This window comes from Pantoea sp. CTOTU46764 (assembly GCF_031974595.1).
GTDB classification, from domain to species: Bacteria; Pseudomonadota; Gammaproteobacteria; order Enterobacterales; family Enterobacteriaceae; genus Pantoea; species Pantoea trifolii.
This window is the reverse complement of record NZ_DALYOQ010000019.1, coordinates 1-18,133: the sequence shown is the minus strand read 5'-3', so window position 1 is coordinate 18,133 and position 18,133 is coordinate 1. Positions and strand designations below refer to the sequence as shown.

Annotated in this window: 15 protein-coding genes; 8 read left to right on the top strand and 7 right to left on the bottom strand. The window is 57.5% G+C overall.

The annotated features are described in order from the left end of the window. Positions 1 to 108 precede the first annotated feature (108 nt). Together RTM06_RS09240 and RTM06_RS09235 are read right to left on the bottom strand one after the other, a co-directional pair. A complete protein-coding gene (locus tag RTM06_RS09240) occupies positions 109 to 999 on the bottom strand; it encodes a LysR family transcriptional regulator (RefSeq protein WP_312181614.1) in 891 nt (296 codons plus the stop codon). Between the two features lie 76 nt (positions 1,000 to 1,075). Further along, positions 1,076 to 1,441 (bottom strand): helix-turn-helix domain-containing protein, encoded by a 366-nt coding sequence (locus RTM06_RS09235; RefSeq protein ID WP_008105596.1) that lies wholly within the window; start codon positions 1,439 to 1,441, stop codon positions 1,076 to 1,078. A 165-nt stretch (positions 1,442 to 1,606) separates the two neighbouring features. Between RTM06_RS09235 and RTM06_RS09230 the strand changes: the two genes are divergently transcribed. The 3 genes from RTM06_RS09230 (at position 1,607) to RTM06_RS09220 (ending at position 4,822) form a co-directional block, all read left to right on the top strand. Further along, positions 1,607 to 2,266, top strand: coding sequence for a response regulator transcription factor (locus RTM06_RS09230; RefSeq protein ID WP_008105599.1), 660 nt, complete (start codon positions 1,607 to 1,609; stop codon positions 2,264 to 2,266). Further along, on the top strand, positions 2,263 to 3,621 hold the full coding sequence (locus RTM06_RS09225) for a sensor histidine kinase (protein WP_008105600.1): 1,359 nt from the start codon (positions 2,263 to 2,265) through the stop codon (positions 3,619 to 3,621). The genes RTM06_RS09230 and RTM06_RS09225 overlap by 4 nt, the downstream gene beginning before the upstream one ends. A 334-nt stretch (positions 3,622 to 3,955) precedes the next feature. After that, positions 3,956 to 4,822 carry a nucleoside-specific channel-forming protein Tsx gene (locus tag RTM06_RS09220; RefSeq protein ID WP_008105602.1) on the top strand — a complete coding sequence of 289 codons (867 nt, stop codon included), beginning with the start codon at positions 3,956 to 3,958 and terminating at the stop codon, positions 4,820 to 4,822. A 155-nt stretch (positions 4,823 to 4,977) separates the two neighbouring features. Here the strand turns inward: RTM06_RS09220 and yjdN are convergent, their stop codons facing one another. Both yjdN and RTM06_RS09210 read right to left on the bottom strand, forming a co-directional pair. Continuing rightward, positions 4,978 to 5,409, bottom strand: a complete 432-nt coding sequence (yjdN, locus tag RTM06_RS09215) for a VOC family metalloprotein YjdN (protein ID WP_312181610.1) — start codon at positions 5,407 to 5,409, stop codon at positions 4,978 to 4,980. A gap of 78 nt (positions 5,410 to 5,487) precedes the next feature. Continuing rightward, entirely contained in the window at positions 5,488 to 6,390 is a 903-nt protein-coding gene (locus RTM06_RS09210) for a LysR family transcriptional regulator (protein WP_258144392.1), read from the bottom strand. 113 nt (positions 6,391 to 6,503) lie between these two features. On the opposite strand from RTM06_RS09210, the gene RTM06_RS09205 reads away from it, so the two are divergent. The 4 genes from RTM06_RS09205 (at position 6,504) to RTM06_RS09190 (ending at position 12,553) form a co-directional block, all read left to right on the top strand. Beyond that, positions 6,504 to 7,817, top strand: coding sequence for an amidohydrolase (locus RTM06_RS09205; protein WP_312181608.1), 1,314 nt, complete (start codon positions 6,504 to 6,506; stop codon positions 7,815 to 7,817). After that, a complete protein-coding gene (locus tag RTM06_RS09200; RefSeq protein ID WP_312181605.1) occupies positions 7,814 to 9,256 on the top strand; it encodes a M20 family metallopeptidase in 1,443 nt (480 codons plus the stop codon). The genes RTM06_RS09205 and RTM06_RS09200 overlap by 4 nt, the downstream gene beginning before the upstream one ends. A gap of 158 nt (positions 9,257 to 9,414) precedes the next feature. Further along, positions 9,415 to 10,935 (top strand): p-aminobenzoyl-glutamate transporter, encoded by a 1,521-nt coding sequence (gene abgT, locus RTM06_RS09195; RefSeq protein WP_256698186.1) that lies wholly within the window; start codon positions 9,415 to 9,417, stop codon positions 10,933 to 10,935. Positions 10,936 to 11,125: 190 nt separating this feature from the next. Further along, positions 11,126 to 12,553 (top strand): MFS transporter, encoded by a 1,428-nt coding sequence (locus tag RTM06_RS09190; RefSeq protein ID WP_312181603.1) that lies wholly within the window; start codon positions 11,126 to 11,128, stop codon positions 12,551 to 12,553. Positions 12,554 to 12,729: 176 nt separating this feature from the next. Here RTM06_RS09190 and RTM06_RS09185 read toward each other — a convergent pair whose 3' ends face one another. Genes RTM06_RS09185 through RTM06_RS09175 form a run of 3 tightly spaced genes read right to left on the bottom strand, consistent with a single transcriptional unit; the run spans position 12,730 to position 16,582 of the window. After that, positions 12,730 to 14,049, bottom strand: coding sequence for a cytochrome c (locus tag RTM06_RS09185; RefSeq protein WP_312181601.1), 1,320 nt, complete (start codon positions 14,047 to 14,049; stop codon positions 12,730 to 12,732). Between the two features lie 11 nt (positions 14,050 to 14,060). Beyond that, on the bottom strand, positions 14,061 to 15,845 hold the full coding sequence (locus RTM06_RS09180) for a GMC family oxidoreductase (protein ID WP_256698180.1): 1,785 nt from the start codon (positions 15,843 to 15,845) through the stop codon (positions 14,061 to 14,063). A gap of 2 nt (positions 15,846 to 15,847) precedes the next feature. Beyond that, on the bottom strand, positions 15,848 to 16,582 hold the full coding sequence (locus tag RTM06_RS09175) for a gluconate 2-dehydrogenase subunit 3 family protein (RefSeq protein WP_101762365.1): 735 nt from the start codon (positions 16,580 to 16,582) through the stop codon (positions 15,848 to 15,850). Positions 16,583 to 16,879: 297 nt separating this feature from the next. On the opposite strand from RTM06_RS09175, the gene sbmA reads away from it, so the two are divergent. Next, complete coding sequence (gene sbmA / locus RTM06_RS09170) at positions 16,880 to 18,115, top strand: peptide antibiotic transporter SbmA (RefSeq protein WP_312181596.1); 1,236 nt, start codon at positions 16,880 to 16,882, stop codon at positions 18,113 to 18,115. Positions 18,116 to 18,133: the final 18 nt, after the last annotated feature.

Below are 18,133 nucleotides of genomic sequence, written 5' to 3'. Positions count from 1 at the left end.
ATATCCCTGTTTTTTGCTTTTTTAGCAGGCTAACAGCGAGCAATCAGAGAAAACAGGGTTGTTATGATAATTGCCAGGCGGCGTAGCATTGTTGCCAGATAACAACAATTACGCCATGCCGAGCGCCTTGATTAAGGCATCGCACAGCAATGTCACCGGCGAAGAGGGTTGCGGCTGCTCTTTCAGCAACAGATAGCTGTGCAGGCGATCCATTTGCCACTCTGGTAGCACCTGCTGGATTTCGCCGCGCGCTAAAGCGTCCTGCGTCATATAAGCAGGCAGATAAGCGATGCCGGTCCCCGCCAGCGCCGCATTGAGCAGCGCCATGCTGTTGTTAGCGCGGAAACGGCTATGTACATCCAGCGCCAGCCGCTGTTTATCACGGCGAAACGGCAGCGCGGCGGTGTGCGCCGGACCGTGAAACAGCAGCAAGTCGTGGCGCGTCAGGCGGTCGGGATGATCGATGGCCGCATGCGCCGCCAGATAATCCGGCGTAGCGTACAAGCCCCAATCAATGCTGGCGAGTTCACGATAGTTAGCGGCATCGGGCGCACGTGCGCGGATGACAATCGCCACGTCGGCGCTGGGTTGCGGGTCATCGCTAGTGGTGAGTTCGAGATCAACGTTGATGTGAATATGGCGGCGGATAAAGTCATTCAGCGTGGGCACCACGCATTGGCAGCCGTAGGTGACCGGCGCCTGCAAGCGCACGTTGCCTGCGGGCAGTTGATGCACCTGCTGTACAAAGGCGTCGGCGCGATGCATCTCTTCCAGCATGCGCACGCAGAACGGATAGTAAGCCTGGCCGAGCTCGGTCAGCACCACTTTGCGCGTGGTGCGCTGCAGCAGTTTGATGCCGAGCCGCACTTCCAGTCGCGCCACTTCGCGGCTGACGTGGGATTTGGAAACGCCTAAGGTGCGTGCGGCTTCGCTAAAGCTTTGCCGTTCCACTACGCGTGCAAACAGCATCATGGCGGAGAGATTGTCGCTGTTGTCCATGTTCTCTGGCAGTTAAGAGAGTGAGAACAGAAGCTTATAACAAATTCCCCGATCCTGGTCGCCATAAATGGCGACCCTACGCGACGGCTAATGGGAACAATAAACGATCCGGCTCGACGCGACGCTGGCGACGCAGCTGGCCTGGCGTAACCATGAAGTAGTTTTTGAAGGTGCGAGTATAAGCCTGCTGCGTATCGAAGCCGTAACTCATCGCCACCTGCAAAATCGCCTCATCGCTGTTAATCAGCGTCAATGCCGATTCGGTTAAGCGGCGCTGGCGAATGTATTCGGCCAGCGAAAAACCGGTGTGCTGACGGAACAGACGTTGCAGATGCCAGCGGGAGTATCCCGAGCGGCGTGCTACTTCATCCAGATGAAGATCGTGCCCTAAGTTATTCTCTATCCAGTCCAGCAAACTACGGATAAATTCGCGCTGATTCATGGGATTCTCCTGCGTTGGCAATGTGTCCAGTGCCGCCACAATAGCGCGTTAAATTTATCCCTTAATTAGCAGAAAATTAGCGCAGAATTAGCAAGCGGGAAAACGGGTATAATTCTGGCCTAATTATCTGTCGCTACACTGCGTTCAGTTAAGTTGGAGGGCATCATGCGTGTGCTGCTGGTAGAAGATGACGAAATGATTGGCGCGAATCTGCAGCAAGCGCTGGAAGCGGCAGGTTGGTCAGTGGATTGGGTACGCGACGGCGTCTATGCCAGCAATGCCTGGGCCGAAGGCGGCTATACCTGCGTGTTGCTGGATCTTGGCTTGCCGCGTGAAGATGGCTTGCAGGTGCTGCGACGAGCGCGCACGCGCGGCGACATGACGCCGGTGCTGGTGCTCACCGCCCGCGATACCGTGCAGCAGCGCATTCAGGGGTTGGACAGCGGCGCGGATGACTATTTGCTGAAACCCTTTGATCTGCAAGAGGTGCTGGCACGTATGCGCGCCATTACCCGCCGTCGCCACGGTGCGGCAGATTCTCTGCTCGGCAGCGGCGACGTGCAGATCGACATCATGACGCGCGAAGTGTTGTATAAAGGCCAGCGCGAACAGCTCACCGCACGCGAATATGCCCTGCTCTACGCCTTGCTGGAGCGGCCCGGCGCCATCCTTTCACGCGAACAGTTAGAAAACCGCATTTACGGCTGGGGCGAAGAGGTCAGCAGCAACGCGGTGGATGTACTGATTCACGGTATGCGTCGCAAACTGGATAACGAAGTGATCCGCAACGTACGCGGACTTGGCTGGCGGGTACCGGCAATATGAAACCTTTCACCTTTATGCGCTCGCTGCGTAACAAACTGCTCGCCACGCTGGTGATTCTGCATCTGGCGATGATTGGCGGCGTCACCTGGTATTTCTATCACTGCTACGGCGACATGATGGGCACCATGAAGGACGATCAGCTCGCCAAGATCGCCGATGCCTGGGCCAGCAGCCAACGCATGCCGGCGCTGATGCCGATGGTGATGCATGAAGAGAAACTCAAAAGCACCTATATCGTTCAGCTGTGGGACGAAAGCAACCATCTGCGCGCCAGCTCGTGGCCGGGCCTGCATGCGCCATTGCAGCTGAAAAAAGGCTGGACCGATTTGAAAGTCGGTGACTGTGGCGACGACTGCGAATGGCGTGTTTACACGCGGCCCGGCGAGCTGGGCAGTGAAATCGGCAATATTCAGGTGCTGCATAATATCGGCTACATGAAAAGTATCATGGTCAAGCGAGCGCTCTCCGCCATCATTCCGTTGGTACTGATGATGCCGCTCTCACTGATCGTGATATGGCTGGTGGTACGGGCGATAACGCGCGATTTACGCGTGGCGTCGCGCCATATCGCAGCCCAGGAAACCCTGCATCCGCATAGCGTTTCACCTGATGGCTTGCCGGATGAAGTGCTGCCGCTGGTGGCAGCTTACAACGCCTTGCTGGATAGACTGCGCGCGGCCTGGTCATCGCAGCGTCAGTTCCTCGAAGATGCGGCGCATGAGCTGCGTACGCCGGTCACCGCAGTGACCTTGCAGCTGGAGAATCTGCGGCAACATATTCAACCCGGAGAAGCCAGCCGCCAGTTCGATCAGCTGGAAGCGGGTGTAACGCGCACGCGCCATCTGGTGACGCAGCTGCTGAATATCTCGCGTCAGGAAGATCAATCGGTGGTCGCCACGGTGGAAAGCATCGAGCTGGACGACCTGCTGAAAGAGAGCATTGAGCAGTTGATGGTGGTGGCAGATAAGCGCGGCATTGATATCGGCTTTAACGGCACCACCCATTATCGCCTGCACGCCAGCCGCTCCGATCTGCGAAGCCTGTTTGATAATTTGATCGGCAATGCGATGCTGCATACGCCGGAAGGCAGTTTGGTTGACGTGCTGCTGCATCGCGTCGGCAATCACACCGTGGTGGATATTGTCGATAACGGGCCCGGCATGGCGGAATCCTTTATCGAACGCGCCTTTGACCGCTTCACCCGTTCGCCGGACGTGCAGGCGCAAGGCAGCGGCTTGGGCTTATCGATTGTGCGCAGTGTGGCGCAAAAGCATCAGATGCAGGTTGCGCTGTCGAACCGCCACGATCAACAGGGCCAGATTGCCGGCCTGCAGGTACGCGTTACCCTCCCATAACCCGTAGGGTCGCCATTCATGGCGACCTTGTAACCTATCGCACCATTCTCTCAACCCCTTTTTCCCGACGAACGCGACACGTAAACGGTTGCGGGGTTCCGTTCGCCTCACGGTATTTATGTGATAACGATCACATTTCCAGTGAATCAAACTGCAACACTTTTTGACAAACGTGACCAAAATCTATTTTCTATGCCTCTGTTACAGGCACATTACGCAAGCTTGAAAATCTGGCGATGCAGACCGGATACGACAACTCACTGCCCATCCCCTGGGATCAATTTCACCCGATCGCGGCGACGGCCCGGCGATCAAAAGCATGTGGTTAACAATAATGAAATATAAAGCGTTGATAGCAGGGGCCTTATTGGCCAGCAGCTGGACTGGTGCGGCACAAGCGGCAGACAGCGATCCGCAGTACGTTTCTGACTGGTGGCATCAGAGCGTGAACGTGGTGGGCAGCTACCACACCCGTTTTGGACCCCAGTTCAACAACGACGTGTATCTGGAATACGAAGCCTTTGCTAAAAAGGATTGGTTCGATTTCTACGGCTACCTCGATCTGACCAACTTCTTCGGCGTGGGCAACAGCAACGCTAACGGCGTGTTCGACCACGGTTCGCCGATGTTCATGGAAATTGAGCCACGTTTCTCCATCGATAAGCTGACCGGCACCGACCTCTCTTTCGGTCCGTTTAAAGAGTGGTACTTTGCCAACAACTACATCTATGACATGGGTCGCAACAGCGATAGCCGTCAGAACACCTGGTACATGGGTCTCGGCACTGACATCGATACGCACAGCGATATCGGCCTGTCGCTGAACGTTTACGCGAAATACCAGTGGGAAAACTACGGTGCGGCGAACGAAAACAGCTGGGATGGTTACCGCTTCAAGGTGAAATACTTTGTGCCGATTACCGATCTGTGGGGCGGCAAGCTGAGCTACATCGGCTTCACCAACTTCGACTGGGGTTCCGATCTGCGTGATAAGTCCGATCGTTCACGCACCAGCAACTCGATTGCATCGAGCCACATTCTGTCGCTGAACTACGATCACTGGCATGTTTCAACCGTGGCGCGTTATTTCCACAACGGCGGCCAGTGGGCTGACGGCCAGGAGGTGAACTTCGGTAACGGTCCGTTTGAAGTGAAATCGACTGGATGGGGTTATTATTTGGTGGTGGGTTACAACTTCTAATCGAGTGAAACGGTCGCCATGGGATGGTGTGGTTGGTGAAACGGTCGCCATGAATGGCGACCCTACGGTGTAGGGTGCGCATTAATGCGCACCGTTTTAATGACGGTGACCAAATCCAACGCATTTATGCGCATCTGGTTGAACACCGCACCCACCTAAATTTGCGGCTTATACGCATTCACCATCCACGGTACGCCGAACTTATCGGTCAACATGCCAAAGCCATTGGCCCAGAACGTCGGTGCCCAGCTTTTCGTCACTTCACCGCCCGCTGACAACGCCTCAAACCAACGCTTGCCTTGCGCCTCATCCGGCGTGGATAAACTCACGGCAAAACCGCCATACGCCGCCTGCGGTGCGCCATCGCTCATCATCAATTCGCCCTGACCGATGCGCAGGTGGGCATGCATAATCTGCTCCGGCGAAAAGCTCACGCCCGAGATACAACCTTCGTCCTCCACCGGCGTTTCATCCGGCATATCGCCATAAGTCATCTTGAACAGCAGCTCGCCGTCGGTGGCGTCGAGGTAGAAGGTAATCGCCTCTTCGCAGCGACCGCTGTAAAACACATACGGGGTAACTTGCATGGTCTGCACTCCATAAAGGGAACGTCCCCAGCAAGTGTAGTGCGCATTATTTATACCGTTGCGAGCCAGGCCGCACTCTTACCTTTGCTGACAGTAGCGCCGAAACAGCTGCGCCATGTAGGCGCTCATCGGTGTCAGCGCGGTGTCTTTACGCTGGATAAGGTAGAAAGTGGCTTTCGGTAAGGGTTCGTCGAGTTCGAGGGAGATCAGCTGGCCGCCGTGCGTCGGGTCTTCAATCACATCGCGAGAAATAATGCTGACGAAATCGCTCTGCGCCACCAGGCTGGTGCAGGCCATAAAGGTCTCGCAGGTGACGACGATTTTCGGCGCCATGCCGCGCTCACCAAACAGATCGTGCAGCAGCCGATAATAGCTGCCCTGCGGCGTCGGCATGGTCCAGTCGCAGTGCTGCAACTCAGCCAGCGTGCGCGCGTGCGCCATCGGATGTCCTTTGCGCATCACCACCTGATAATCACGCTCCATCAGCCGTTCAAACACCAATTCCTGATCGAGATGGTTTTTATCGTAGGTATTGATGGTGAAATCCAGCTCGCCCTGGCGCAGTTCATGCACCATCGAAACCAGCTGACCTTCAACAATTCGCACCTTGACCAACGGATACTCGCGATGAAACTGGTTAATCACCTGCGGCATGACGGTGCGCGCAATACTGCCGCCCACGCCGATGTTGACGCGCCCGCCAGCCAATCCCAGCCGCTGCTGAATATCCTCCTGCGCCACCCGCAACTCTTCCAGTACCAGGCTGGCATGCTTAAAAAAGTTATCACCGATATCGGTCAGCGTAACGCCCTGCTGTCGCCGCTCGAACAGCCGCGCGCCCAGCGCCAGCTCCAGTTCCTGAATCGCTTTGGTCAGCGCAGGCTGTGAAAGCCCGGACAAGCGGCTGGCGGCGCGAATACTGCCCTGGCGCGCCACGTCAACAAACGCACGCAGTTGATGAAGTTTAAGATTGGCAGACATAGTTTGATGATAACCGTTGTTTATCAGTAGCAAGATATTCGCATCTTATGCGCGGCAAAACCAATGTGTAGATTCGGATGAATGCATAAAAAACCAACACTAAGGACATGCCGATGAAAACCCTTTCTGACCTCGTCAACGCGCGCATCCCGCAGATGCAGGCCTGGCGACGCGATCTGCACCACTTTGCCGAATCGGGCTGGCTGGAGTTCCGCACCGCCACGTTGGTGGCTGAAGAGCTGCATCGTCTTGGTTATCAACTCAAACTGGGCCGCGAGGTGATCGATGCCGACTCGCGCATGGGATTGCCCTCTGCTGAGGTGCTGGTGCAGCAGGAAGCGCGCGCGCTGGCGCAAGGCGCGCTGCCGCAATGGATTAAGCACTTCTCCGGCGGATTTTGTGGCGTGGTCGCCACGCTGGAAACCGGTCGTCCGGGCCCGGTGATGGGTTTTCGCGTGGATATGGATGCGCTCGATCAGAACGAAAGCCGCGCCGCCGATCATCTGCCAACGCGCGAAGGCTTTGCCTCCTGCAATCCCGGCATGATGCACGCCTGCGGCCACGACGGCCACACCACTATCGGCTTGGCGCTGGCGGGCGTGTTGATGGAGATGCAAGCGCAGCTGAGCGGCACCATCAAACTCATTTTCCAGCCCGCCGAAGAAGGCGTGCGCGGGGCGAAAGCGATGGTCGGGGCCGGTGTGGTGGATGATGTCGATCTGTTCACCGCCATCCATCTTGGTACTGGCGTGCCCGCTGGAGAAATCGTCTGTGGCAGCGATAGCTTCCTCGCCACCACCAAACTCGACGTCAATTTCACCGGCGTCGGCGCGCACGCCGGTGGCAAACCGGAAGAGGGTCGCAACGCCCTGCTGGCCGCGGCGCAGGCTACGCTGGCGCTGCACAATCTGCCGCAGCACAGCGGCGGCGTGGCGCGCGTTAACGTCGGCGTATTGCAAGCCGGAACCGGACGCAACGTGGTGCCCGACTGCGCGCTGATGAAGGTGGAAACGCGCGGCGTCAGCAATCAGGTTAACGACGATATCTATCAGCAGGCGCTGCGTGTGATTGCCGGTGCGGCAGCGATGTACGGCGTGGAGTATGACGTCAAGCTGATGGGCGGCGCGCGCAGCTGCACGCCGAGCCCGCCGTGGGTGGAATTCATCCACCAGCAGGCCGAGGGGCTGGGCATTTTCAACTCGGTGATCGATACCAAACAGCAGGCGGCGGGCTCGGAAGATGCCACCTACATGCTGGAGCGCGTGCAGCAGCGCGGCGGCCAATCCTCCTACGTGATTTTCGGTTGCGATCTGGCGGCAGGCCATCACAACGCGAAGTTCGATTTCGACGAAGCGATCATGGCGACCGCCGTACAGACGCTGGCGACGCTGGCCCTCAATCAAGCGCAGTTTGGAGGCCAGCGATGAGCCACAGCGAATTTATCGATCACTACATCAACCAAAACCAGCCGCGTTTTACCGCCCTCAGCGATGCCATCTGGGACGTACCGGAAACCCGCTTTGAAGAGACAAAGTCTTCCGCGCTGCTGGCCGATGCGCTGGAGCAAGAAGGTTTTCGCGTTGAGCGCGGCGTCGGCAACATCGACACCGCGTTTATCGCCAGCATTGGCAGCGGCAAACCGGTGATCGCCATTCTCGGCGAGTTCGATGCGCTGGCCGGTTTGAGCCAGCAATCGGGGTGCGCCACGCCGCAGCCGCTGGTGGAAAACGGCAACGGCCACGGCTGCGGCCACAATCTGCTCGGCACCGCCGGTTTGGCTGCCGCCTTCGCCATCAAAGCCTGGTGGGCCGAGCACGGCCAACGCGGCACGCTGCGCTTCTACGGCTGTCCGGGTGAAGAAGGCGGCTCCGGCAAAACCTTTATGGTGCGCGAAGGCTTATTCGACGATGTTGATGCGGCCGTGACCTGGCATCCCGAAGGTTTCAGCGGCATGTTCAACCTCAGCACGCTGGCCAATATTCAGGCCGCCTTCCGCTTCAAAGGCGTGGCGGCGCACGCGGCCAACTCACCGCATTTAGGACGCAGCGCGCTGGATACGGTGACGCTGATGAACACCGGCGCCAACTTCCTGCGCGAGCACATCGTGCAGGAAGCGCGTCTGCACTACGCGGTGACCAATGCCGGCGGCGTCTCCCCCAATGTGGTGCAAGCCGACGCCGAAGTGCTGTACCTGATTCGCGCGCCACAGCTCGATCAGGCGCAGGATATCTATCAGCGCGTCATTAACATCGCCAAAGGCGCGGCCCTGATGACCGATACGCAGATGACGGTGCGCTTCGATAAAGCCTGCTCCAATTACGTGCCGAATCGCGCGTTGGAAAGCGTGATGGAGCGCTATTTGCATCAGTTTGGTTTGCCCGATTACAGTGAAGCGGAACAGGCGTTTGCCGCCGAGATGCGATCCACGCTAAGCAAAGACGATCTGCGCAACGCGCGTCTCAATGCAGCGCGCACCGGCGGTGAAGCGGGCGTTGCCTGGACCGAAGCGTTAGGCGACAAGATTTTGATGGATGAAGTAGCGCCTTATGCGGTGACGCGCGAGATCCTTTACGGCTCAACCGACGTCGGCGATGTGAGTTGGGTGACGCCCACCGCGCAGTGTTTTGCGCCCTGCTTCGCCTTCGGCACGCCGCTGCACACCTGGCAGCTGGTGGCGCAGGGCCGCACGTCCATTGCGCACAAGGGCATGTGTCTGGCCGCCAAAGTGATGGCTGCAACAGCGTTAACCTTGTTGCAGGATGACGAGGCGCTGGCGCGCTGCCGCGATGAGTTCCAGCGCGTGCGCCGCGAGCAGCCTTACGTCTGCCCGATTCCAGCGGATGTCACACCGTCGAAGTTGAAGTAATCGTGCGATTCGTAACACGGTGCGCATGAATGGCGACCGTCACCATGAACGCACGAAACAAATCGCCATTTATGGCGACCACTGGAATACCAAAAAAATACAAAAAATATAGCCCCCAACGGGCATGCAAACATAACAAGACGAGATGAGGACCTGCAATGGAAGTGACCACGGAGAACCGCAGCCCCGGAAAGCTGTTTAGCTGGATTGAACGCGTCGGCAACAAAGTGCCGAATCCATTCTTACTGTTCGTCTATTTGATCGTGGTGCTGATGGTGGCCACCGCCATACTCAGCAGCCTCGACGTGGCGGTGAAAAATCCGGCCAACGGCGAACTGGTGCGGGTAAACAACCTGCTAAGCGTCGCCGGGATTCAGTGGATCCTGCCCAACATCATCAAAAACTTCAGCGGCTTTACGCCGTTGGGATCGATTCTGGCGCTGGTGATTGGTGCGGGCCTGGCGGAAAAAGTCGGCCTGCTGCAATCACTGATGGTGAAAATGGCGTCGCGTGTGAGTCGTCGCTACGCCAGCTACATGGTGCTGTTTATCGCCTTCTTCAGCCACATTTCGTCCGATGCCGCGCTGGTGGTGATGCCGCCGCTCGGCGCGCTGATCTTCCTCGCGGTGGGACGTCATCCGGTGGCGGGATTGATGGCTGCGATTGCCGGCGTGGCGTCCGGTTTTACCGCCAACCTGCTGATTGTCACCACCGATGTGCTGCTGTCCGGCATCAGTAGCGAAGCCGCCAAAGCGGTGAGCGATACCGTCCACGTTAGCGTGATCGACAACTGGTACTTTATGGCCAGCTCGGTGATTGTGCTGACCATCGCCGGTGCGCTGCTGACCGACAAATTTGTCGAGCCGCGCCTGCCCGCGTGGAACGGCGGCAACAATGATCGCCTGCCGCCGCTCACTGCGCTGGAGAATCGTGGCCTGAAAGCTGCCGGTATCGCCGCGCTAGTGTTTATCGCGCTGATGGCGCTGCTGGTGGTGCCGGAACACGCGCCGCTGCGCAATCCGAAAACCGGCGGTATCATTCCGTCGCCGTTTATTCAGGGCATTGTGCCGATCATCATCCTGTTCTTCTTTGTGGTAGCGATTGCCTATGGCGCGGTGACAAAGCAGATTCGCCACGCGGATGATATCCCGCAGCTGCTGGTGGATCCGATGAAGAGCATGGCGGGCTTTATTGTGATGGTGTTTCCGCTGTCGCAGTTTGTTGCCTTCTTCAACTGGAGCAACATGGGCAAGTTCATGGCTATCGGCCTGACCGATGTGCTGGAAAGCGCGGGCATTAGCGGTGCACCGGCGTTTATGGGCTTGATGTTCCTCTCGGCGTTCCTGTGCATGTTTATCGCCAGCGGCTCAGCCATCTGGTCGATTCTGGCACCGGTATTTGTGCCGATGTTTATGCTGCTGGGCTTCCATCCGGCGTTTGCGCAGATGATTTTCCGCATCGCCGATTCTGCGGTGTTGCCGCTGGCACCGATGTCGCCGTTCCTCCCACTGTTCCTCGGCTTCCTGCAGCGCTATCAAAAAGATGCACAGCTGGGCACCTATTACGTGCTGATCTTCCCCTATCCGCTGGTGTTCTTCACCACCTGGATTGTGCTGCTGCTGGCGTGGTACGCGCTCGGTTTACCGATCGGTCCGGGCGTCTATCCGAGCCTGCACTAAGCCTGCGCCACGGATGGCGACTCCTTTTCTGTGAACTGCAACGTATGTTGCCAAAATGTCACCGTCCCGCCTCTCGGCAACGCTCAGCGAATTTATTATCCTGCTATTCCTTCGCTTGCTAACGGTTAATTATTTTTAAAACCCATCTCAGCCGTCAGCGGGTTCTGCAAACACCGAGGTTTACACAACAATGACAACAATCACGTCGACAGGGATGGCGAACGACCACATCAGTGCGGATCGCCGCACCTTAGCCGGGCGCATTGATGCGCTGCCCTCTTCTGCCGGTCTGTGGCGCTTTATCACGCTACTGGCGCTGGGCGGCTTCTTTGAGCTCTACGATCTGTTTGAAACCGGCTACATCAGCTCCGGCCTGGTGGCAGCGGGCGTGTTTCATACCGGTTCTGCCGGCGTGTTCGGCGTCGCCGATCAGGCGGCATTTGCCTCCGCGACTTTCCTTGGCCTGTTTGTCGGCGCGAGTTTGCTTGCGCCCTACGCCGACCGCTTTGGCCGCCGCCTGACCTTTATGTGTGCGCTGGCGTGGTACGGCGCGTTTTCGCTGCTAATGGCGTTCCAGCAAAGCGCGGAGATGATCATCCTGTTCCGCTTCCTGGTCGGCATTGGCCTTGGCGTTGAGCTGGTGACCATCGATACCTATCTTTCCGAATGGGTACCGGCGCATCTGCGCAGCCGCGCGTTCGCCTTCTCCTTCTTTATCCAGTTCCTGTCGGTACCGGCGGTGGCGCTGATGTCGTGGTGGCTGGTGCCGCAAACCATTCTCAGCCTTGAAGGCTGGCGCTGGGTGGTGATTGCCGGTGCGGTTTGCTCGCTGGTGATCTGGCTGATTCGTAAAAACCTGCCGGAATCCGTGCGCTGGCTGGCGCAACAAGGACGGCATCAGGAAGCGCATCAGGTTTTGAGCGCAATGGAAAAGCGCTGTGGTATTTCTTCTCCCCTTCCCCCACTGGTGGGGGAAGGCCGGGATGGGGGACAGTTCGCACCTGAGCAACCTAAGCAAGGGCGTTTCAGTGAGATTTGGGCACCCGCCTATCGCAAGCGCACGCTGATGCTGGTGGTGATGAACTTCTTTCAGGCGATTGGCTTTTTTGGCTTCGGCAACTGGCTGCCCGCGCTGCTGTCGGGCAAAGGCGCGACCGTCACGCATAGCCTGCTGTATGCGTTTTTCATTACGCTGGCCTACCCGCTCGGCTCGCTGATTTGCAGTCGCTACGCCGACAAGCTCGAGAATAAATGGCAGATCGTGTTTTCATCGCTGATGACGGTGGTGTTCGGCACGCTGTTTGCGTTTATGACCAATCCGGTGCTGATGATCATCTGCGGCTTCCTGATCACCTACAGCAACGCATGGCTGACTTTCAGCTATCACGCTTATCAGACCGAGATTTTCCCGACGCACATTCGCGCCCGCGCGGTGGGTTTCTGCTACTCGTTTAGCCGCCTGTCGACGGTGTTCAGCAGTATTTTGATTGGCATTATTTTGCAGTATGCCGGCAGCCAGGGCGTGATCGCCTTTATCGTGCTGAGTATGCTGATGGTGATGCTATCGGTGGGAATTTACGGGCCGAAAACCCGTGGGATGGATTTGGAGAATATTTAGTACTGACCGTGCTGGCTTTACCCCAGATCGTGCTGGCTGCCCCCCTCCTCGGTCCTCCCCCACGAGTGGGGGAGGAAGATGCTGCAAAATGTGAGTACTGATACTGCATGTGGCAGCGTCTCCTTCCCCCGCTAGCGGGGGAAGGCCGGGATGGGGGACAGCGAGCACAGAACGGGTTACTGCCCTTCCAACACCTTAATATCCGCATTACCCTGCTTCGGCTGCACGGTTTCGTCTTTACGCAGTTCGGCCACATCTTTCGCCGACACGCTCGACTTCACGCCATTGCCCCAGCTGCCACGGATAAAGTTCACCACATCCGCCACCTGCTGATCGTTCAGGCGCCAGCCGAACGCCGGCATGGTGATCGCCGTGGGTGCGCCTTTGACGCCAGGTAAAGTGCCGCCGACCAATACGATATGAATCAGCGAGGTTGGATCGTCCGCCATCACCACCGGATTGCCGCGCAGCGCGGGATAGAAGCGCTGATAGCCGCTGCCGTCGGTTTTGTGGCACGCCGCACAGCTATCGACATAGGTCGATGCGCCAGGCTGGCTGTCGTCACCTTTCCACAACGCCTGAGACACCGCATCATCCTGCTTAAACACCGCCTGATTTGGATCTTTCGCGCCGAGGGATTTCAGATATTTAGCAATCGCGCTGATATCGTCATCGCTCAGATACTGCAGGCTGTGCTGCACCACATCGGTCATGCCACCAAACACCGCGGTGTGATCGTTGCGGCCAAAGCGCAGGAACTGCTTGAGATCCTCTTCGCTCCAGCGGCCTAAACCATCGCGGTTGTCGCCACGCAGGTTGCTGGCGGTCCAGCCATCAATCGGCGCGCTGCTGCCGGAAAGATAGTTGTTGCCTTCGCCGTTGTTGAGCGCTTTTTCCTGCATGGTGATGCTACGCGGCGTATGGCAAGCACCACAGTGGCCGAGACCTTCCACCAGATAGCGACCGCGTGCCAACTGGGGATCTTCCTGTGCCGCCGGCTTGAACGCTTTCACGTCCGGCGCAAAGATGCCGCGCCAGATGGCTAACGGCCAACGCATTGACAGCGGCCACGGAATGTCGCTCTCTTTGTTCGCCTGCGCCACCGGCTGCACGCCGTGCATGAAGTAGGCGTATAGCGCCTTCATGTCGTCATCGCTGACCACCGCGTAAGACGGATACGGCATCGCCGGATAGAGCGTGTCGCCGTTTTTCGCTACGCCGTGACGCACCGCTTTCTGGAAGTCGTCATAGCTGTAATCACCAATCCCGTTGGCTTTGTCCGGCGTGATGTTGGTGGAGTAGATGGTGCCGATCGGCGTCGCCATCGGCAGTCCACCGGCAAAGGGTTTACCGCCTTCGGTGCTGTGACAGGCCACGCAGTCGCCCGCGCGCGCCAGATACTCACCGCGCTTCACCAGCGCGTCCGAACCTGCTTCGTCCGCCACTGCGGCGAACGTCATCGTGCCCAGAAACAGGGCTAAAATGCTTTTGATCATCGCCGTGTTCCTTATGCCTGTACCAGCGGGCCGGGGTTTTTCAGATACTGTTCACGAATCGCTTTGGCAGACCAATAGGTCAACGCGGCGACCATGCCCGTTGGGTTGTAGCCGAGTCCCTGCGGGAACGCCGAAGCGCCTGGCACAAACACGTTCGACACATCCCAGCTCTGCAGATAACGGTTCACCGCGCTGGTTTTCGGATCTTCACCCATGATCGCGCCGCCGCTCATGTGCGTGGTTTGATAGACGGTGGTATCGAAGTGCGAGCCCGGTCCTTTCGCGCCGCCGATGATCATTTTCGGGTTCATCGCTTCGGTGATTTTGCGCATTTTGCCGATCATGAACTGCGCCATCTTGATGTCGTTATCCTGCCAGTCAAAGGTCATACGCAGCAGCGGCTGGCCGTAGGCATCTTTGTAGTTCGGATCGAGATCGAGATAGTTGGCGCGATACGACTGGTGCGCGCCGTGCGCATCCATCGAGATGTGATGATTGTAGGTATCCGCGACCGCGGATTTCCACTGGCTGCCCCAGTTTGGCGTGCCTTTCGGCGTTGGCAAACCCGAGATTGGCTTGGTACCGGCCTGATTGACCCAGAATGGCGAACCGCCAACGAAGCCGTGCGGGCCGTGATCGAAGTTATCGGCGTTGAAATCATCCACCGCCACACCTGCGCCACCGGCACCGATAAACGGGTTGGTGGTGGTGTTTTTGTCGAACAGCGCTTTCAGCGTCGAAATGTTCTGATAGGCGAAGTTACGACCGACCACACCTTCGTTGGAAATCGGGTTATACGGCTTGCCGATGCCGGAGAGCAGCATCAGGTGCACGTTGTGGAACTGGAATGCCGACAGAATCACCAGATCCGCAGGTTGTACCACTTCTCGGCCCTGACCATCGAGATAGGTCACGCCGGTGGCGCGCTTTTTATCGTCGGTGAGATTAACGCGCAGCACGTAGGCGTTGTTGCGCAGCTCGAACTTCGGTTCCTGGCGCAGCGCGGGCAGGATGTTGACGTTCGGCGAGGCTTTGGAATACATGTAGCAGGCGTAACCGCTGCAGAAACCGCAGAAGTTGCACGGGCCCATCTGTGCGCCGTACGTGTTGGTGTACGGGCCAGAGGTGTTGGCCGACGGCATATCATAAGGGTGATAACCCACGGATTCCGCCGCTTGCGCGAACAGCTGTGCCGAGTAGGTGCGCTTCTGCGCCGGCAGCGGGAAGTCGCTGGAACGATCCGGCGCGTATGGGTTGCCGCCCTTCTCTTTGCCCAGCAGCTTGCCTTTAATTGACCAGGCGCTGCCCGAGGTGCCGAACACTTTCTCGGCCTGATCGAAGAAGGGTTCCAGCTCGTCATAATTGACGCCGAAATCCTGAATCGTCATGCCTTCCGGAATGAAATTTTTACCGTAACGCTGCTCGTAATGGCTACGCAGGTTCAGCTCAACCGGGTCAACGCGGAAATGCACGCCTGACCAGTGCAGACCGGCGCCGCCGGTGCCGGTGCCAGGCAGGAACGCCGCCAGCTGGCGATAAGGTACGGCGGTTTGCGAGGCATCGTGACGGATGGTGACGGTGCTTTTCGACAGATCCTGGAACAGCTTTTTGCGGATGTTATAGGTCAGTTCGTCAATCGACTGCGGATAAGATCCATCCGGATAGGTATCGCGATGCGGACCGCGCTCCAGCGCCACCACATTCAGGCCCGCTTCAGTCAGCTCTTTCGCCATAATGGCGCCCGCCCAGCCGAAACCGACGACGACCGCATCCACTTTTTTCAATTCATTTGCCACGCTTACGTCCTCTCCCCGCGAATATCCACTGACGGGAACGGATAACGTTCACCGCGTTCCACCCAATCCATAAAGTCAGCGCGCGCGCCGGGGAAGCCAATCAGCTTCCAGCCCACCATGCCCTGGTTGCCGCCGTGGATGGGATCGCTGAAATAACCCTCGCGGGTGTTTTGCAGCAGGAAGGAGAAGAAGGTTTTCGCTGGCAGCTGCGGGAATTCGGCGGTGCCGCTTTCAAACGCGGTCAGCAGCGCGTCCTGCTGCTCGCCCGTCAGCTCAGCAAACACTTTGCCATGCTGCTTTTTGCTCCAGCCATCGGCATCGGCGAGGCCGAGACGGTAGATCTGCTGCGGCACCAGCGGCAGCTGATAACCCAACTCTTTCGGCAGATCGGGATTGAACGGGCCTTGCATATACCAGTTGTTACCGGTGGCATACGGCGTGTTCATTTGACGATCGATAAACTCCGGCACGCCAGCTTCAAGTGCGCCAGGACCGCGTTCATCGTTGGGAATCAGGCGCGCCACGGCCGCGGTGATAAAGGCAAACTCTTCGGCGGTGAACCAGGTGGGCTGGTAGCTACGCGCCTGTTGTGGTGATGCGTTTTGTTCTGCTGCCCCAGCGGCCATCGGTGCCACCAGCGCGCCCATCGCCGTACTGCCCACCGCCATTGCCGGCGCCAGGGTGATGGTTCTCAGCAGAAAATCCCTGCGAGTGTGACCATTTTTTTGTTCTGACATGACATTGCCTCAGTACCACATATAATGCGGCATGAAAGTTAAGTAGTTGCGTTGTATTGTTTTTTTAATTGATAGCTTAAGGGATACAGCAGCACTGTTACCGGTAACAGTGCAAATATTGTAACACCATTGCTGTGGATAATTTAGTTCTTAGAAACAAATTCGCACTAATTACTTAACAATTGCCGCTGTCGCTTTACATCGCAGCGGCGAAGCTGTCATCGTCAGATACAACCGACAACAGACAGATAGAGGTCTGAAGCGGTATAAAAGAGTACACACAACAGCGGAGTGCCTATGTTTAAGTCCTTTTTTCCGCGGCCAACGCTGTTTTTCAGCTCAGCTGCGATTTGGAGTTTAGTAGCAATTTTTGCCTGGTTCGGCTTTTTCAGTGATTTCCCGGCGCGCTGGCCTGCGCTCCAGGCGGCGATGCACGAACCTTTGCCAACCAATGCCAGCCGTTTTATTCATATCAGCCAACTGTGGTTTTACGCCTATTACTGGATTATTGCCGGCATCTTCGCGCTCACCTGGCGTGTGATTGATAACCATCCGTGGCAGCGCTGGTCGGTTTGGGGATCGATTCTGATCATCTTTGTCACCTGGTTTGGTGTGCAGGTCGGCGTGGGCGTCAACGCCTGGTATGGCCCGTTCTACGACATGATTCAGCAGGCACTGACCAAAGCCGGTTCCGTCGCCATCCACCAGTTCTATGTGCAAGTGCTGGCGTTTCTCGGTATCGCGCTGATCGCGGTGGTGATTGGCGTGATGAACTCGTTCTTCGTCAGCCATTGGGTGTTCCGCTGGCGTACTGCGATGAACAATTACTACATGCACAACTGGCAGCGTCTGCGTCTGGTTGAGGGTGCGGCACAGCGTGTGCAGGAAGACACCATGCGCTTCGCGGGTACGTTGCAGGATTGGGGCATCAACTTTATTCAGGCGATTATGACGCTGGTGGCGTTTCTGCCGGTGCTGGTCACGCTGTCGCACCATGTCAAAGAGGTGCCGATTCTCGGCAGCATTCCGTATGCATTGGTGATTGCCGCGCTGCTGTGGTCGCTGTTTGGTACCGCGCTGCTGGCGTTGGTGGGGATTAAACTGCCGGGGCTGGAGTTCCGTAATCAGCGGGTGGAAGCGGCCTATCGTAAAGAGCTGGTGTACGGCGAAGACGATCCCGAACGCGCTTCACCGCCGACGGTACATGAGCTGTTTAGCCGCGTGCGTCAGAACTATTTCCGCCTCTATTTCCACTATTTGTACTTCAACATCACCCGCATTATGTATCTGCAGGTGGATAACGTGTTCGGGCTGTTTGTGCTGTTCCCGTCGATTGTGGCGGGCACCATTACGCTCGGCCTGTTGAACCAGATTACCAACGTGTTTGATCAGGTGCGTTCGTCGTTCCAGTATTTGATCACCTCGTGGTCAACGCTGATTACGCTGATGTCGATCTACAAACGTCTGCGCAGTTTCGAGCAGATTTTGCAGGATATTCCGCACGAAGAGATGATGCGCGAAGCGGCGGAGTAAGGTGCGGTCTGATGCCCT

Bases quoted from the DNA above. Each gene is read 5' to 3' on its own strand.
- RTM06_RS09240 (WP_312181614.1), bottom strand. From the start codon at position 999: ATGGACAACAGCGACAATCTCTCCGCCATGATGCTGTTTGCACGCGTA.
- RTM06_RS09235 (WP_008105596.1), bottom strand. From the start codon at position 1,441: ATGAATCAGCGCGAATTTATCCGTAGTTTGCTGGACTGGATAGAGAAT.
- RTM06_RS09230 (WP_008105599.1), top strand. From the start codon at position 1,607: ATGCGTGTGCTGCTGGTAGAAGATGACGAAATGATTGGCGCGAATCTG.
- RTM06_RS09225 (WP_008105600.1), top strand. From the start codon at position 2,263: ATGAAACCTTTCACCTTTATGCGCTCGCTGCGTAACAAACTGCTCGCC.
- RTM06_RS09220 (WP_008105602.1), top strand. From the start codon at position 3,956: ATGAAATATAAAGCGTTGATAGCAGGGGCCTTATTGGCCAGCAGCTGG.
- yjdN (WP_312181610.1), bottom strand. From the start codon at position 5,409: ATGCAAGTTACCCCGTATGTGTTTTACAGCGGTCGCTGCGAAGAGGCG.
- RTM06_RS09210 (WP_258144392.1), bottom strand. From the start codon at position 6,390: ATGTCTGCCAATCTTAAACTTCATCAACTGCGTGCGTTTGTTGACGTG.
- RTM06_RS09205 (WP_312181608.1), top strand. From the start codon at position 6,504: ATGAAAACCCTTTCTGACCTCGTCAACGCGCGCATCCCGCAGATGCAG.
- RTM06_RS09200 (WP_312181605.1), top strand. From the start codon at position 7,814: ATGAGCCACAGCGAATTTATCGATCACTACATCAACCAAAACCAGCCG.
- abgT (WP_256698186.1), top strand. From the start codon at position 9,415: ATGGAAGTGACCACGGAGAACCGCAGCCCCGGAAAGCTGTTTAGCTGG.
- RTM06_RS09190 (WP_312181603.1), top strand. From the start codon at position 11,126: ATGACAACAATCACGTCGACAGGGATGGCGAACGACCACATCAGTGCG.
- RTM06_RS09185 (WP_312181601.1), bottom strand. From the start codon at position 14,049: ATGATCAAAAGCATTTTAGCCCTGTTTCTGGGCACGATGACGTTCGCC.
- RTM06_RS09175 (WP_101762365.1), bottom strand. From the start codon at position 16,582: ATGTCAGAACAAAAAAATGGTCACACTCGCAGGGATTTTCTGCTGAGA.
- sbmA (WP_312181596.1), top strand. From the start codon at position 16,880: ATGTTTAAGTCCTTTTTTCCGCGGCCAACGCTGTTTTTCAGCTCAGCT.